The organism is Streptomyces incanus, from assembly GCF_042656345.1.
In the GTDB taxonomy this organism is placed as follows: Bacteria; Actinomycetota; Actinomycetes; order Streptomycetales; family Streptomycetaceae; genus Streptomyces; species Streptomyces incanus.
In genome coordinates this window covers 1-15034 of the sequence record NZ_JBHSPC010000050.1, presented here as the reverse complement: position 1 = coordinate 15034, position 15034 = coordinate 1, and the positions used below count along the sequence as shown (strand labels likewise).

The window sequence follows — 15034 nt, the reverse complement described above, 5'->3', positions numbered from 1 at the left end:
GGGGAGACGGCGGGCTGAGTCACCGCACGCCTGCTGGGGTCAGCGGGCGTAGTACTCGACGACGAGCTGCTCGTCGCAGATCACCGGGATCTCCTTGCGGTTCGGCTCACGGTCCAGGCGGAACGCCAGGGACTTGAGGTTCACCTGGAGGTAGCGCGGGGTCTCGCCGTCGGGGGCGAAGCCACCCTCGCGGGCGATCGTGAACAGCGTCTTGTCCTTGCTGCGCTCACGGACCTGCACGACGTCGTCCGGGCGGACACGGAAGGAGGGCTTGTCGACCTTCTTGCCGTTGACCTGGATGTGGCCGTGGGTGACCATCTGGCGGGCCTGGTAGATCGTGCGGGCGATGCCCGAACGCAGGACCAGGGCGTCGAGACGGCGCTCGAGCTCGATGACGAGGGCGTCACCGGTCTTGATCGTCGTCTTGGCCGCACGCTCGTACGCGCGGACGAGCTGGCGCTCGCTGACGTCGTACTGGGCGCGCAGACGCTGCTTCTCCAGCAGACGGACCTTGTAGTCCGAGTTCTGCTTGCGGCCGCGGCCGTGCTCACCCGGCGGGTAGGGGCGGGCCTCGAAGTACTTGACGGCCTTCGGGGTCAGCGCGATACCCAGGGCACGCGACTTCTTGACCTTGGGGCGGGGCTGATTCGCCACTGTCTCTGTCTCTTTTCCAAAGTTTTCGGCTCACCAGGGTTAAAGGAGGTCGCATCCGCAGTTGGGGAAACCCCGCGGGTCCGCTCGGGACCTGCCGGGCAGCCGCTCCCCTGGTCTGGGCACATACGTGCAGCACGCGAGTGGCCCACCGGCCGGTCCCGGGACTCCGGGTGGTGGTGGGCTGCCCGCGACACCGTTCGACGGTGCGCGACGCTCCTGGATTCCCTGCCCCGGGGGGCAGGTCTCCGGCTGGATGTCCCGCTCTGGTGGTGCCGGTTTCCCTTGCGGGGCCGGACGCGGGACGCAGCTTCAGGTGATTCTACAGGGTGCTCACGGCTACTTCCGACCGAGGTGCTTCCTGGTCCACTCCACCGCGTCGGCGTACCGCGCCTCGGCGCCGTGCCGGGTGGGTTCGTAGTACGCGCGCCCCTTGAGGGCGTCGGGAGCGTACTGCTGCTGGGCGATGCCCTCGGGCAGGTCGTGCGGATACACGTACCCCTGGGCGTGGCCCAGCTTGGCCGCGCCCTTGTAGTGCCCGTCGCGCAGATGGGTCGGCACGGGCCCGGCCAGTCCCTTGCGGACGTCGTCGAGGGCGGCGCCGATCGCGGTGGTGGCCGCGTTGGACTTGGGGGCGAGGGCGAGGGCGATGGTGGCGTGGCTGAGGGTGAGGGCGGCCTCGGGGAAGCCGATCATGGCGACGGCCTGGGCGGCGGCGACCGCGATGGGCAGCGCGTTCGGATCGGCGAGGCCGATGTCCTCGCTGGCGGAGATCATCAGGCGGCGGGCGATGAAGCGGGGGTCCTCGCCGGCCTCGATCATCCGGGCCAGGTAGTGCAGGGCCGCGTCCACGTCGGAGCCGCGGATGGACTTGATCAGGGCGCTGGCGACGTCGTAGTGCTGATCGCCGGAGCGGTCGTACTTCACGGCGGCCCGGTCGACCGTCTCCTCCAGCGTGGCCAGGGAGATCTCCGTCTCGCCCTTGTCCAGCGCGGCTCCCGCCGCGGCCTCCAGGGCGGTCAGGGCACGGCGGGCGTCGCCTCCGGCGATGCGCACCAGGTGGTCGCCGGTGTCCTCGGGGAGGCTGAGGGTGCCCTTCAGGCCCCGCTCGTCGCCGAGCGCGCGGTGCAGCAGGTCCCTGATGTCGTCGTCGGTCAGGGGTTCGAGGGTGAGCAGGAGCGAGCGGGACAACAGCGGGGAGATGACCGAGAAGTAGGGGTTCTCGGTGGTCGCGGCGATCAGTGTGACCCAGCGGTTCTCGACCGCGGGGAGCAGGGAGTCCTGCTGGGCCTTGCTGAAGCGGTGGATCTCGTCGAGGAAGAGGACGGTCTCCTTGCCGTACCCGCCGGAAGCGCGACGGGCGCCGTCGATGACCACGCGGACCTCCTTGACGCCCGCGGTGATCGCCGACAGTTCGACGAAGCGCCGGTCGGTGGCCTTGGACACGACGTGGGCCAGGGTCGTCTTGCCGGTGCCGGGCGGTCCCCACAGAAACACCGAGGACGGGCCCGCGGGGCCGGAGGAGCCCTCGCCGACCAGCCGGCGCAAGGGTGAGCCGGGCTTCAGCAGATGTCGTTGGCCCACCACCTCGTCGAGGGTGCGCGGGCGCATCCGGACGGCGAGAGGGCTGCCGGTCGGGTCCTTCTCCTGGCGGTCTTCGGCTGCGGCGGTGAACAGATCGGGCTCCACACCGAAACCCTAAAGGACCGCACCGACAGCGCGGGGCGCGCGGTCGGTGCGGTCCTTGTGACCCGGGGTCGGTGCGATACCGGCGGTCAGCTGGTCCAGAACTCCCACCAGCGGGTCAGGATCAGCATGCCGATGATGCCGATGTGCAGTACGGGCATGACCCAGGTGAACTCGCCGAAGAAGCTCTTGAGCCAGCCGGGGGCGGGCAGGAAGCCCTTGCGGATGTTGAACGACGTGACGTACCAGAACATGATGATCGTGGCGACCCAGGCCAGGCAGCACCACAGGCACAGGGCGTTGATCCGGTACAGGGACTGGAACATCAGCCAGGCGCAGAAGACGGTGCCGAAGAGGGTGCCCGCGTTGAAGGTGAGCCAGTACCAGCGCGGGAAGCGGGCTCCGGCGAGCAGACTCATGCCCACGCAGATGACGACGCCGTAGGTCACGAGGCCCAGCATCGGGTTGGGGAAGCCGAAGACGCTCGCCTGGTGGCTCTCCATGACACTGCCGCAGGAGACCACCGGGTTGAGGCTGCAGCCGGGGACGAACGTCTCGCCCTTGACCTTGGCCTCGAGCAGCTTGAACTTGTCCAGCGTGATGACCCACGCGGCGAGTACACCGGCGGCGCCGGTGATGAGCAGCAGCAGGGCGAACGCACGGCCGGCGCCCTCGCGCGGCGGCCCGGCTGCGGGCCCCGGCGCGGGGTCGGGCTCGGTGGAAACGTCCTTCACTGTCGACTTGCTCATCACGCCGATTCCGTCACTGGAGAGTGTGGACCTGCTTCGGGCAGGGCCATTGTGCCGCACGGGACCGTGGGTCCACCGTCCGCCGGCCACAAGAGCGTATGAACAGGCCCCGCGGGCGTACGGTTTCGGCCGCAGTATGTGCCCTGGCCGCACATACGCTCCAGCCTAGGTCCCCGATCGAGGGAATCGGCGTCCGCGATGTTGACGCGACGACGGCGCGTCGACGGCGAAGGCGCCGGGCCCGCTCGGGCACACCGGCGCCTTCATGCGCGTGAGGGGAAGGGCGGGGGTCAGCCGAGCCGGGCCTCCAGCTCGGCCACGATCTCGTTGACGCCCACCGCGGTCTGCTCGCCGGACTCCATGTCCTTGAGCTGGACGACGCCCTCGGCGAGATCGCGCTCGCCGAGCACCAGGGCGTAGCGCGCGCCCGAGCGGTTGGCCGCCTTCATCGCCGCCTTCAGTCCCTTGCCGCCGTAGGCGAAGTCGGCGGCGACGCCGTTCTTGCGCAGTTCGGTGACCTTGGCGAACAGCACCCGGCGGGCCTCCTCGCCGAGCGGGACGGCGAAGACGCTGGTGGTCGCCGGGAGTTCGAGCGTGACACCCTCCGCCTCCAAGGCCAGCACCGTGCGGTCGACACCGAGCGCCCAGCCGACGGACGGCAGCGCGGGGCCGCCGATCATCTCCGAGAGACCGTCGTAGCGGCCGCCGCCGCCCACCGCGGACTGGGAGCCCAGACCGTCGTGGACGAACTCGAAGGTGGTGCGCGTGTAGTAGTCCAGCCCCCGCACCAGCCTGGGGTCGTCCTCGAAGGCGACGCCCGCGGCCGTGACCAGCTCGCGGACCTCCTCGTGGTACGTCTTGCAGGCGTCGCACAGGTAGTCGCGCAGCAGCGGGGCACCGGTCAGCTGCTTCTGCACCGCCTCGCGCTTGTCGTCCAGGACGCGCAGCGGGTTGATCTCCGCGCGGCGCAGGGTGTCCTCGTCCAGGTCCAGTCCGCGCAGGAAGTCCTGCAGCGCGGCCCGGTAGACGGGGCGGCACTCCTTGTCGCCCAGGGAGTTCAGCAGGATGCGGAATGCGCTGAGTCCCAGGGAGCGGTACGCCTGGTCGGCCAGGATGATCAGCTCGGCGTCGAGCGCCGGGTCCTCGGCACCGATCGCCTCGGCGCCGACCTGGGAGAAGTGGCGGTAGCGGCCCTTCTGGGGGCGCTCGTAGCGGTAGTACGAGCCGGAGTACCAGAGCTTGACCGGGAGGTTGCCCGCCTTGTGCAGGTTGGCCTCCAGGGCCGCGCGCAGCACGGAGGCCGTGCCCTCGGGCCGCAGGGCGAGGCGGTCGCCGCCCTTGGTCTCGAAGGCGTACATCTCCTTGGTGACGATGTCGGTGGACTCACCGACACCGCGCGCGAACAGCTCGACGTTCTCGAAGCCGGGTGTCTCGATGTAGCCGTAGCCGGAGCCCCGCAGCGGGGCGGCGATGGCCTCGCGGACGGCGAGGTACGTGGCGCTGTCCGGCGGGATCAGGTCGTAGGTGCCCTTGGGGGCCTTGAAGGTGCTCACGGAAGGTCTTGTCACATTCCTCGTCGGGGAGCGTCTGCGGCGCCGCGTCCTTGGCGGTCCGCCGCCACCTGCCGCAGATACGGGTTGGTGGCGCGCTCCTGGCCGATGGTCGTCTGGGGTCCGTGTCCGGACAGCACCACGGTCGAGTCGTCGAGCGGCAGGCACACGCGGGCCAGCGAGTCGAGCAGGTCGGCCGTGTCACCGCCGGGCAGGTCGGTGCGTCCGACGGAGCCGGCGAACAGCAGGTCGCCCGAGAAGAACACCGGCGGGATGTCCGCCGCCTCGGGCAGGCCGAAGGTCACCGACCCCTTGGTATGGCCGGGCGCGTGCGCGACCGTCAGCCGCAGACCGGCCAGGTCGAGCTCCGCGCCGTCGGCCAGTTCCTTGACGTCGGCCGGCTCCCCCACGGTCAGTTCGCCCATCAGCGGCATGCCGATGGCGCGGCCGATGCCCTTCTCGGGGTCGCTCATCATGTACCGGTCGTCGGGGTGGATCCAGGCCGGTACGTCGTGCGCCCCGCACACGGGGACGACCGAGGCCACGTGGTCGATGTGGCCGTGTGTGAGGACGACGGCCACGGGCTTCAGCCGGTGTTTGCGGACCGCCTCCTCGACTCCGGGGGCGGCCTGGTGGCCGGGATCGATGATCACGCACTCCTCGCCGGCGGCGGGGGCGACGAGATAACAGTTCGTCCCCCAGGCCCCGGCGGGGAACCCGGCAATGAGCACGTTCGTCCTTCGTTGTGTCGGTACGGGAGGCTTGCGGCGGGGCTGGCGCCCGCGGTCAGAGCCTACCGGCGCTGCCGTTTCCTCAGCGAACCCATATACGGTACGGGGCACACGCAGTCAGTCGGCCCGCCGCCCGCACGCGTATTCGGTCGGCACACGAGAGGCATGAGGAGTAACCCGGTGGTCAGCCAGGAGCAGCGGCGGCGTCAGCTCGCCCGGGAGAAGTTCTTGCGGCAGCAGCAGCGGCGTACCGAGGCGCGCCGCAAGTCGCGGATCCGCAACTCGGTGATCGCGTCCGCCCTCGGTGTGGTCCTGATCGGCAGCCTCGGGCTGTACACGGCCGGGGCGTTCGACCGGGACGAGGACACGTCCAACGCGAACGCGGAGGTCACGCCCAGCGCCGAGGCCCCGAGCAAGGCGCCCGACCCGTGCGAGAAGCCGGCCCAGGGCAAGGTCGCGTCGAAGACCTGGAAGAAGGAGCCGGCGCTCTCCGTCGACAAGTCGGCGAAGTACACGATGTCGCTCGACACGACCTGCGGCACGATCGACCTGGCGCTGAAGGCGTCGGCTGCCCCGCACACCGTCAACTCGTTCGAGTTCCTCGCCGGTGAGGGCTACTTCGACCACAGCACGTGCCACCGGCTGACCGACACGGGCATCTACGTGCTGCAGTGCGGCGATCCGCAGGGCACCGGAACGGGCGGCCCCGGCTACACGATTCCCGACGAGAATCTGAAGGACAAGAGCCTCAAGGGCAATGTGTACCCGGCAGGCACGGTCGCGATGGCCAACCAGTACAACGCGCAGGCGCAGCAGGGGCGCGACAGTGGAGGCAGCCAGTTCTTCCTGGTCTACCAGGACAGTCAGCTGCCGCCCGACTACACACCGTTCGGCACGGTGTCCGAGGCGGGGATGAAGGTGCTGAAGAAGATCGCGGACGCCGGTGCTCAGCCCATGGACCCCGCGACCGGGAATACCGCGCCCAACGCGACGGTCGTCATCAACAAGGCGACGGTCACGAAATCCTGACTGCCCAGCTGCGGAATTTCGGTCGCGCGGGATGCGGACAGCATCCCGCCGGTCGCCTAGATTGGCCGTGACGAAAACTGTGGACGATGCCCGGGGGCAGCAGAGCCCTCCGCAGGCATCATGTGGAGGAGGCGCTGTGAGCAGCGACCCGTGGGGCCGCGTCGACGAGACGGGGACCGTGTACGTGCGTACGGCCGACGGAGAGCAGGTCGTCGGTTCCTGGCAGGCGGGCTCCCCCGAGGAGGCTCTGGCCTACTTCGAGCGCAAGTACGAGGGCCTGGTTGTCGAGATCGGCCTCCTCGAGAAGCGAGTGAAGACCACCGACCTGTCCTCGAAGGACGCCATGGCGGCGGTCGGGCACCTGCGGGAGCAGGTCGACGCCCATCACGCGGTCGGTGACCTGGCTGCCCTGCGGGTGCGGCTGGACAAGCTCGTGGAGCTGGTGGACGCCCGGCGCGAGGAGCGCAGGGCGCAGCGGGCGAAGCAGTCCGACGAGGCGCGCCACGCCAAGGAGGCGCTGGTCGCCGAGGCGGAGGAGCTGGCGGGCTCGGACCAGTGGCGGGCTGCCGGTGAGCGGCTGCGGGCGCTGGTGGACACCTGGAAGGGCCTGCCGCGGCTGGACCGCAAGTCCGACGACGAGCTGTGGCACCGCTTCTCGCACGCGCGGTCGGCGTTCTCCAAGCGGCGCAAGCAGCACTTCGCGCACCTGGACGCGCAGCGCGAGGAGGCCCGCAAGACCAAGGAACGTCTGGTCGCCGAGGCCGAGGGGCTGTCGAAATCGACGGACTGGGGTGCGACGGCGGCGCGCTACCGGGATCTGATGTCGGAGTGGAAGGCCGCGGGCCGCGCCCAGCGCGAGCACGAGGAGGACCTGTGGAACCGCTTCCGCGGTGCCCAGGACGTCTTCTTCGCCGCCCGCGGCTCGGTCTTCGCCGAGCGTGACGCGGAGCAGACGGAGAACCTCAAGCTCAAGGAGGAGCTGGCCGGGGAGGCCGAGAAGCTCCTGCCGATCACGGACCTGAAGGCCGCCCGCGCCGCGTTCCGCGCGCTCAACGAGCGGTGGGAGGCCATCGGCCATGTGCCGCGGGACGCCCGGCCGAAGGTCGAGGGCCGGATGCACACCGTGGAGCGGGCCATGCAGGAGGCCGAGGAGGCCGAGTGGCGCCGGACCAACCCGGAGGCACGCGCGCGTGCCGAGGGTCTGACCGGCCAGCTCCAGGCGGCCGCGGACAAGCTGAAGGGCCAGATCGAGCAGGCGCGGGCGCAGGGCAACGACGCCAGGGCCCAGAAGCTCGAGCGGGAGCTGGAGGGCCGCCAGGCGCTCCTGGACCAGGCCCTGAAGGGTCTGCAGGAGTTCGGCGGCTGACGGCAAGCACGGCAGAGGGGCTCCCGTACCGCGTGTACGGGAGCCCCTCTGCCGTGCTTGCCGTGCGCTGTGGCCGGTCTACGTCCGGTTGCGGGCCGAGGTCACCCTGTACACGTCGTAGACGCCCTCCACGCCCCGTACGGCCTTCAGGACGTGCCCGAGGTGCTTCGGGTCGCCCATCTCGAAGGTGAAGCGGGAGGTGGCGACGCGGTCGCGGGAGGTCTGGACAGCCGCGGAGAGGATGTTGACGTGCTGGTCGGACAGCACGCGTGTGACGTCCGACAGCAGCCGGGAGCGGTCCAGGGCCTCGACCTGGATGGCGACCAGGAACACCGAGGACTGGGTCGGCGCCCACTCGACCTCGAGGATGCGCTCGGGCTCACGGGACAGCGAGTCGACGTTCACGCAGTCGCTGCGGTGGACGGAGACGCCGCTGCCGCGGGTGACGAAGCCGATGATCGGGTCGCCGGGAACCGGGGTGCAGCAGCGGGCCAGCTTGACCCAGACATCGTCGACGCCCTTGACGACGACCCCGGGATCGGCGTTGGAGCGGCGCTTGCGGCCCCGCCCGCGGGCCGGCGGCACCGACTCGTCGATCTCCTCGGTGGCCGCCTCCTCGCCGCCCAGGGCCTGCACCAGCTTCTGGACGATGTTCTGCGCGGCGACATGGCCCTCGCCGATCGCCGCGTACAGCGCGGAGATGTCCGAGTAGCGCATCTCGTGCGCGAGAGTGACCAGTGAGTCGCCGGTGAGGATGCGCTGGATCGGCAGGTTCTGCTTGCGCATCGCGCGGACGATGGCGTCCTTGCCCTGCTCGATCGCCTCGTCGCGTCGCTCCTTGGAGAACCAGGCGCGGATCTTGTTGCGGGCGCGCGGCGACTTGACGAAGCCGAGCCAGTCCCGGGAGGGGCCCGCGCCGGCTGCCTTGGAGGTGAAGACCTCCACCAGATCGCCGTTGTCCAGGGTCGACTCGAGCGGGACGAGCCGGCCGTTGACCCGCGCTCCTATGGTGCGGTGGCCGACCTCGGTGTGGACGGCGTACGCGAAGTCCACCGGGGTGGCGCCCGCGGGGAGCGCGATGACATCGCCCTTGGGGGTGAAGACGAAGACCTCGTTGCGGGACAGGTCGAAGCGCAGGGACTCAAGGAACTCGCCGGGGTCCTCGGTCTCCTTCTGCCAGTCGAGGAGCTGCCGCAGCCACGCCATGTCGTTGACGGCGGCCGAGTCCTTGCCCGCCTTGCCGGGGGCGACGTCGGTGCGCACCTTCGAGGCGCCGGCGACGGCCTCCTGCTTGTACTTCCAGTGCGCGGCGATGCCGTACTCGGCGCGGCGGTGCATGTCGAACGTGCGGATCTGCAGCTCGACGGGCTTGCCGCCGGGGCCGATGACCGTCGTGTGCAGCGACTGGTACATGTTGAACTTGGGCATCGCGATGTAGTCCTTGAACCGGCCGGGGACCGGATTCCACCGCGCGTGCACCGTGCCGAGTGCCGCGTAGCAGTCGCGGACGGTGTCCACGAGGACACGGATGCCCACCAGGTCGTAGATCTCCGCGAAGTCCCGGCCGCGGACGATCATCTTCTGGTAGACGCTGTAGTAGTGCTTGGGGCGGCCGGTGACGGTCGCCTTGATGCGGGCCGCGCGCAGGTCCTGCTGGACCTCGTCGGTGACGATCGCCAGGTACTCGTCGCGCTTGGGGGCGCGTTCGGCGACCAGCCGGACGATCTCGTCGTACATCTTGGGGTAGAGGATCGCGAAGGCGAGGTCCTCCAGCTCCCACTTGATGGTGTTCATGCCCAGCCGGTGGGCGAGCGGCGCGTAGATCTCCAGGGTCTCGCGCGCCTTCTTCTCCTGCTTCTCGCGCTTGAGGTAGCGCATGGTGCGCATGTTGTGCAGGCGGTCGGCGAGCTTGATGACCAGGACCCGGGGGTCCTTGGCCATGGCGACGACCATCTTGCGCACGGTCTCGGCCTGCGCGGCCTCGCCGAACTTGACCTTGTCCAGCTTGGTGACGCCGTCGACCAGCAGGGCGACGGTGTCGCCGAAGTCGCGGCGGAGCTGTTCCAGGCCGTACTCGGTGTCCTCCACCGTGTCGTGCAGCAGGCCGGCCATCAGGGTGGCCGGGTCCATGCCCAGCTCGGCGAGGATGGTGGTGACGGCGAGCGGGTGCGTGATGTACGGGTCGCCGCTCTTGCGCTTCTGGCCGCGGTGCCAGCGCTCGGCGACCTGGTAGGCGCTCTCGATCTGGCGGAGGGTGGCGTTCTCGATCTTGGGGTCGTTGCCGCGCACTATCCGCAGCAGCGGCTCCAGCACCGGGTTGTACGGGTTGGCGCGCTGGACCCCGAGCCGGGCCAGGCGGGCGCGGACGCGGTTGGAGGAGCCGGAGCGGGTGGGCTGCCCGGTGTTCGGGCGGGCCGCGGGGGCGGAGCGCTGGGCTCCCCCCGCTCGAGCGGAGTCGGGAGCGGGGGACGGCTTGGGACGCGGTTGCTCGGGCTTTTCCACGGCGGCCTGGGCGTGCTGGACCGGCCCGCGCGGGTCGTTCTTCGCGTGGGGTGTGCTCGGCGCGGGCTTGGCCGCGGCAGCCGAGCCGGACTCGGGCTTGTCTGCGGTCAGGTGCTGGGCCTCGTCTGCCAAGAGGACTCCTCGTACGCGATCACGGGTCCCCAGATCAGGTTCCGGAGCCCCCATGGTAGCCATCCCGTGCCTGCGGATCTCCTTCGGACCGGTGTGCGGATTGTTCACCCCTGAAACGCGCGGGGCGGGCACCGGATTCCCCCGGTGCCCGCCCGCGCGGTGTCCGCCACGCCCGTCCGGCGCGCTGCGTCGCTGGTGGGACGGTGTCCCTCGGCGCTCGTCAGAGCGTGAGCAGCGCCTCCAGCGGGGCACCGGCCAGGGCCGGTTCCACGCGCGCCCGGCCGCCGAGGAAGCCGAGCTCCATCAGTACGGCGAGGCCCGCGACGTCGGCGCCCGCCCTGCGGATGAGCTGGACCGACGCCTCGGCGGTGCCGCCGGTGGCGAGCACGTCGTCGATCACCAGGACGCGGTCGGCGGCGGTGAGGTCCTCGGCGTGCACCTCGATCTCGGCGGAGCCGTACTCCAGGTCGTACGCCTGGCTGAGGGTGGCTCCGGGGAGCTTGCCCGCCTTGCGCACGGGGATGAAGCCGAGGCCCGCGCGGACGGCGACCGGGGCGCCGAGGATGAAGCCGCGGGCTTCCAGGCCGACGACCTTGGTGGCGCCGGTGCGGCCGGCGATCTGTGCGAGGGCGTCACTGAGCGCGGTGAACGCCGCCGGGTCGGCCAGGAGCGGGGTGATGTCCTTGAACAGCACACCCGGCTCCGGGTGGTCCGCCACGTCCCGGATGCGGCTCAGCAGCAGTGCGGAGACATCAGTGATTTCGGTCATCGTCGCTTTCCCGGGGGTCGGCCGCGCCCGCGGCTGCGGGACGCGGACTGGTCGCGTGGGCCGACGACAGCGGCAGCGGCTTCGTCCAGCCCATTGTCGTGGCCGCCGTCGGGCACCCGGACGTCCCTCGGCTCGTCGCCCGCGTCGGTGCCCAGGGCGCGCTTGGCCAGGACGCGCTTCTTCAGGGACCGCATCGAAGGATCGAACTCCTTGAGGTCGGCGACGAGCGGAGTGGCGATGAAGATCGACGAGTACGCACCGGCGGCGAGGCCGACGAACAGGGACAGCGAGATGTCGTTCAGCATGCCGGCGCCGAGGACACCGCCACCGATGAACAGCAGGGCCCCCACCGGCATCAGCGCGACCACCGTGGTGTTGACGGAACGGACCAGGGTGCCGTTGATGGAGCGGTTGGCGATCTCGCTGTAGGTCCAACGGGACTGCTTGGTGATGTCCTTGGTCTGTTCCTTGAGGCTGTCGAACACCACGACCGTGTCGTAGAGCGAATAGCCGAGGATGGTCAGCAGACCGATCACCGTGCCCGGTGTGACCTCGAAGCCCACGAGGGCGTACACGCCGACGGTGATGGTGATGTCGTGGATCAGCGCGACGAACGCGGCGATCGCCATGCGCCACTCGAAGGCGATCGCCAGATAGATCACGACCAGGAACAGGAAGATGCCGAGGCCCTGCCAGGCCTTGTTGGCGATCTGCTCGCCCCAGCTGGGACCGACCAGGTCCGCGTTGATCCGCTCGGGGTCGAGCTTCAGGTCCTGGGAGAGCTCCGTCTTGATCTTGTCCGAGGTGCTGGTGTCGATGGCCGCGATCTGGATGCGCAGGCTGCCGTCGCCGAGCTTCTGGACGATGGCGTCGTGGCCGGAGGCATCTTCCGCGTACTTCTCGGCCTGGGCGACCGAGGCGCTCATGTTCTTCGGGGTGGTGAAGACCGCTCCGCCCTGGAACTCGATGCCCATGTGGAGGCCGCGCACTGCCAGGCCGGCGATGGCCAGGACGGTGATCAGGATGGAGATGCCGTACCAGATCTTGCGGTTCTTGATGAAGTCGTAGCCGACCTCACCGTGGTGCAGCCGGGCGCCGAGATTACCGAGCTTCGACATCCCTCACGCCTCCTTCGTCTGGGTGGGGGCGGAGGGGCGGCGGGTGCGGCGCAGCGGGGGTTTCGCCCCGAGGGCCTTCGGATCCAGGCCGGACCACTTGTGACCGCTCGCGAAGAACTTCCGGCGGGCCATCAGCGTCAGCAGCGGCTTGGTGAACAGGAACACCACCACGACGTCGAGCACCGTGGTCAGACCGAGCGTGAACGCGAAGCCCTGGACCTTGCCGACGGTGACGACGAAGAGCACCGCGGCGGCGAGGAAGGAGACGAAGTCGGAGACCAGGATGGTGCGCCGGGCGCGCGGCCAGGCACGCTCCACGGCGGTGCGCAGGACGCGGCCCTCGCGGATCTCGTCCCTCACCCGTTCGAAGTACACGATGAACGAGTCCGCCGTGATGCCGATGGCGACGATGGCTCCGCAGACGGCCGGCAGGTTCAGCGCGAAGCCGATGGTGGGGCCGAGCAGCGCCATGATCACGTAGGTGAGAGAGGCGGACACCAGCAGCGAGGCGACGGCGATGAACGACAGACCGCGGTAGTAGACCAGCAGGTAGAGGACGACCATGGCGAGGCCGATCGCGCCGGCGATCAGGCCGGCGTGCAGCTGGTCTCCGCCGAGTGCGGCGGTGACGGTGGTGACGCTGTCCTCGCGGAACGTCAGGGGGAGGGCACCGTAGGACAGCATGTTGGCGAGTTCCTCGGACGACTTCTGGGTGAAGTTGCCGGAGATCTCCGCGTTGCCGCCGGTGAGGGCCTGGCTGACGTACGGGTCGGAGACGACCTCGCCGTCCAGGACGATGGCGAACTGGTTCTGCGGGGACGGGTTCTGCGCCAGCTTGCCGGTGATGTCGGCGAACTTCTTGCTGCCCTTGTCCGTGAAGTCCATGGTGACGGTCCAGCCGGCACCGGTCTGTGTGTTGAGGACCGCCTTGGCCTTGTCGACGTCCGTGCCGTCGACGGCGGCGGGGCCGAGGATGTACTTCTGCCACTGCCCCTGCGAGTTCTGGCCGCAGGCCACGGTCGATTCGGTGGCCTTGGTCCCGTCACCGGCGGAGGCGCGGACGTCAGCCTTGGTGCAGTCGAGCGCGGCGTACTGGGCCTGGAGCTTGTTGTCCGCCTCGGAGGCCCCGTCCGTCGTGGAGGGGGAGGGAGTGGCCTTGGCCGAACCGGTGGGGGTCGCGGACGGGGTGGGGTCGGCCTTCAGGGCCTCGGTGACCGCACGGCCCTGGGTGGTGGCGCCGGCCGACGGGCTGGTGGAGGCGGACGGGGACCCCTCGTCGGTGGTCTTGTCCGTGGCCCCCTGGCTCGCGCCGTCGGTGGCCTTGTCGCTCTCGGCTGAGGTGTTACCGGTGCCGCTCGGCGTGGGAGCGGCACCGCCCGCGGCGAGTTCGGTGGCTACGACCGGACGGAAGTAGAGCTTGGCGGTGGTGCCGACCTGTTCCCGGGCCTGTTCGGAGTTGGTGCCCTTGGGGATATTGACGATGATGTTACGGTTGCCCTGCGTCTGGACCTCGGCCTCGGAGACACCGAGACCGTTGACGCGACGCTCCATGATGGAGACCGCAGTCGCCATATTGGTCGGGTTGATCGCGGATTCCTGACCGGCCTCGGGTACGGCCGCCAGCGTGATGCTGGTGCCGCCGGCGAGGTCGATACCCAGACGCGGAGTCTTGTGCCCGGAGGCGAACATCCCTCCGGTGAGCGCCACCATGGCGATCAGAATCAGGGCCAGCGAGCGCCACGGTTTACTTGTGACGCTCGCGTTGGTTCCCTTTTTGAGTGCTGCCACCTTCTCGTACTCCCTCTCGGGCCGCCTCGCGCCCGGTCGACGGGTGGGCGGCCATGACATGGTCTCGGGACTCCGCGCGAGCTGGGCATGCCCCGGGGTGCGCGGACCGTGCGGCCCGCGCACCCCGGGTCACGACTACTTCGCCTCGGAACCGCCGTCGGACTTCTTCGCCTGCTCGTCCGTCTTCGCCTTGTCGGTGGCGTCGGTGGCGTCGGTGCCGGCATCGGCCGACTCGGCGTCGGCGGTGTCGGCAGGCACGTCGGCCGCGTCCTTCTTGCCGAAATCGACCGGCGCGTCGTCGGAGGCGGCGGAGTCGTCGGTCTCGGTGAGGGAGGAGGCGTCGTCGGGGACGACATCGGCGTCGGACTTCAGGTCGTGCTCGATGCCGTGAACGATGTGGTTGTACTCCTCGTCGGTCAGTACGGCACCGATGGAGTTCTTCGCGAACAGCAGTTCCACGCCGGGTCCGGCGTCGAGGAGGACCGTGTCCTCACTGACCTCCTTCACCGTGGCATACATACCCCCGATCGTGCGGACACCGGAACCCGGCTGCATCTGGTTCCGCATATCGATGGCCTGCTGCTGCTTCTTCTTGGCCGACCGGGTCATCAGGAACATGGCCCCGATGAGCACAATGAACGGGAGGAGGGTCAGGAGACTCACGGGTCGGACTTCCTTCACACGACCGCACTGGTGAACGGCCTGATGGTTGGGGGTATGTGGTGCCGCCGGCAAGGCGTGGCATCGGCGGAGTCTAGGCGAGTCCGCGCGCAGGGAACAACGCCCAGCATGGCACCGGGGTTCCTGGCGTGGCCAATGCCGTCCCTCTCACGACCCGAACAGGTCCCCTTGTCCGTTTCCGGCAGGTCGGGAGCCGGGCGGGACGAGGCCGAGGTGCGCCCATGCCGCCGGTGTGGCGACCCGGCCGCGCGGGGTGCGGGCCAGCAGCCCCTCCCGTACCAG

The 15034-nt window shown here is 69.8% G+C and carries 12 protein-coding genes and 1 pseudogene; 2 read left to right on the top strand and 11 right to left on the bottom strand.

The window, feature by feature from the left end:
* Positions 1 to 39: 39 nt before the first annotated feature.
* The 5 genes from rpsD to ACFP2V_RS18620 all read right to left on the bottom strand — a co-directional run bounded on the left by rpsD (position 40) and on the right by ACFP2V_RS18620 (position 5367).
* Entirely contained in the window at positions 40 to 654 is a 615-nt protein-coding gene (rpsD, locus tag ACFP2V_RS18640; protein ID WP_055573891.1) for a 30S ribosomal protein S4, read from the bottom strand.
* A gap of 336 nt (positions 655 to 990) precedes the next feature.
* On the bottom strand, positions 991 to 2340 hold the full coding sequence (locus ACFP2V_RS18635; protein WP_381213250.1) for a replication-associated recombination protein A: 1350 nt from the start codon (positions 2338 to 2340) through the stop codon (positions 991 to 993).
* Between the two features lie 86 nt (positions 2341 to 2426).
* On the bottom strand, positions 2427 to 3086 hold the full coding sequence (locus tag ACFP2V_RS18630) for a vitamin K epoxide reductase family protein (protein WP_381213247.1): 660 nt from the start codon (positions 3084 to 3086) through the stop codon (positions 2427 to 2429).
* Between the two features lie 290 nt (positions 3087 to 3376).
* Positions 3377 to 4639, bottom strand: coding sequence for a histidine--tRNA ligase (hisS, locus tag ACFP2V_RS18625; protein ID WP_381213244.1), 1263 nt, complete (start codon positions 4637 to 4639; stop codon positions 3377 to 3379).
* Positions 4640 to 4650: 11 nt separating this feature from the next.
* Entirely contained in the window at positions 4651 to 5367 is a 717-nt protein-coding gene (locus ACFP2V_RS18620) for an MBL fold metallo-hydrolase (RefSeq protein WP_381213242.1), read from the bottom strand.
* Between the two features lie 180 nt (positions 5368 to 5547).
* Here ACFP2V_RS18620 and ACFP2V_RS18615 point away from each other — a divergent pair, with 180 nt between their 5' ends.
* The gene (locus tag ACFP2V_RS18615) at positions 5548 to 6396 is read left to right on the top strand and encodes a peptidylprolyl isomerase (protein WP_381213498.1); all 849 of its coding nucleotides are present in this window, start codon (positions 5548 to 5550) and stop codon (positions 6394 to 6396) included.
* Between the two features lie 136 nt (positions 6397 to 6532).
* The gene (locus ACFP2V_RS18610) at positions 6533 to 7762 is read left to right on the top strand and encodes a DUF349 domain-containing protein (protein ID WP_381213239.1); all 1230 of its coding nucleotides are present in this window, start codon (positions 6533 to 6535) and stop codon (positions 7760 to 7762) included.
* A gap of 78 nt (positions 7763 to 7840) precedes the next feature.
* Here ACFP2V_RS18610 and ACFP2V_RS18605 read toward each other — a convergent pair whose 3' ends face one another.
* The 6 genes and pseudogenes from ACFP2V_RS18605 to ACFP2V_RS18580 all read right to left on the bottom strand — a co-directional run.
* Complete coding sequence (locus tag ACFP2V_RS18605) at positions 7841 to 10396, bottom strand: RelA/SpoT family protein (protein ID WP_381213236.1); 2556 nt, start codon at positions 10394 to 10396, stop codon at positions 7841 to 7843.
* A gap of 220 nt (positions 10397 to 10616) precedes the next feature.
* Positions 10617 to 11165: an adenine phosphoribosyltransferase gene (locus ACFP2V_RS18600; protein ID WP_381213233.1), complete on the bottom strand. Its 549-nt coding sequence runs from the start codon at positions 11163 to 11165 to the stop codon at positions 10617 to 10619.
* Positions 11162 to 12283: a protein translocase subunit SecF gene (gene secF / locus ACFP2V_RS18595; RefSeq protein ID WP_381213230.1), complete on the bottom strand. Its 1122-nt coding sequence runs from the start codon at positions 12281 to 12283 to the stop codon at positions 11162 to 11164. Before secF ends, ACFP2V_RS18600 begins: the two co-directional genes overlap by 4 nt.
* A gap of 3 nt (positions 12284 to 12286) precedes the next feature.
* Positions 12287 to 14071: a protein translocase subunit SecD gene (secD, locus tag ACFP2V_RS18590; protein ID WP_381213227.1), complete on the bottom strand. Its 1785-nt coding sequence runs from the start codon at positions 14069 to 14071 to the stop codon at positions 12287 to 12289.
* Between the two features lie 135 nt (positions 14072 to 14206).
* Positions 14207 to 14734 (bottom strand): preprotein translocase subunit YajC, encoded by a 528-nt coding sequence (yajC, locus tag ACFP2V_RS18585; RefSeq protein WP_381213224.1) that lies wholly within the window; start codon positions 14732 to 14734, stop codon positions 14207 to 14209.
* 165 nt (positions 14735 to 14899) lie between these two features.
* Positions 14900 to 15034, bottom strand: a pseudogene (locus ACFP2V_RS18580) (Holliday junction branch migration DNA helicase RuvB); the annotation flags it as partial.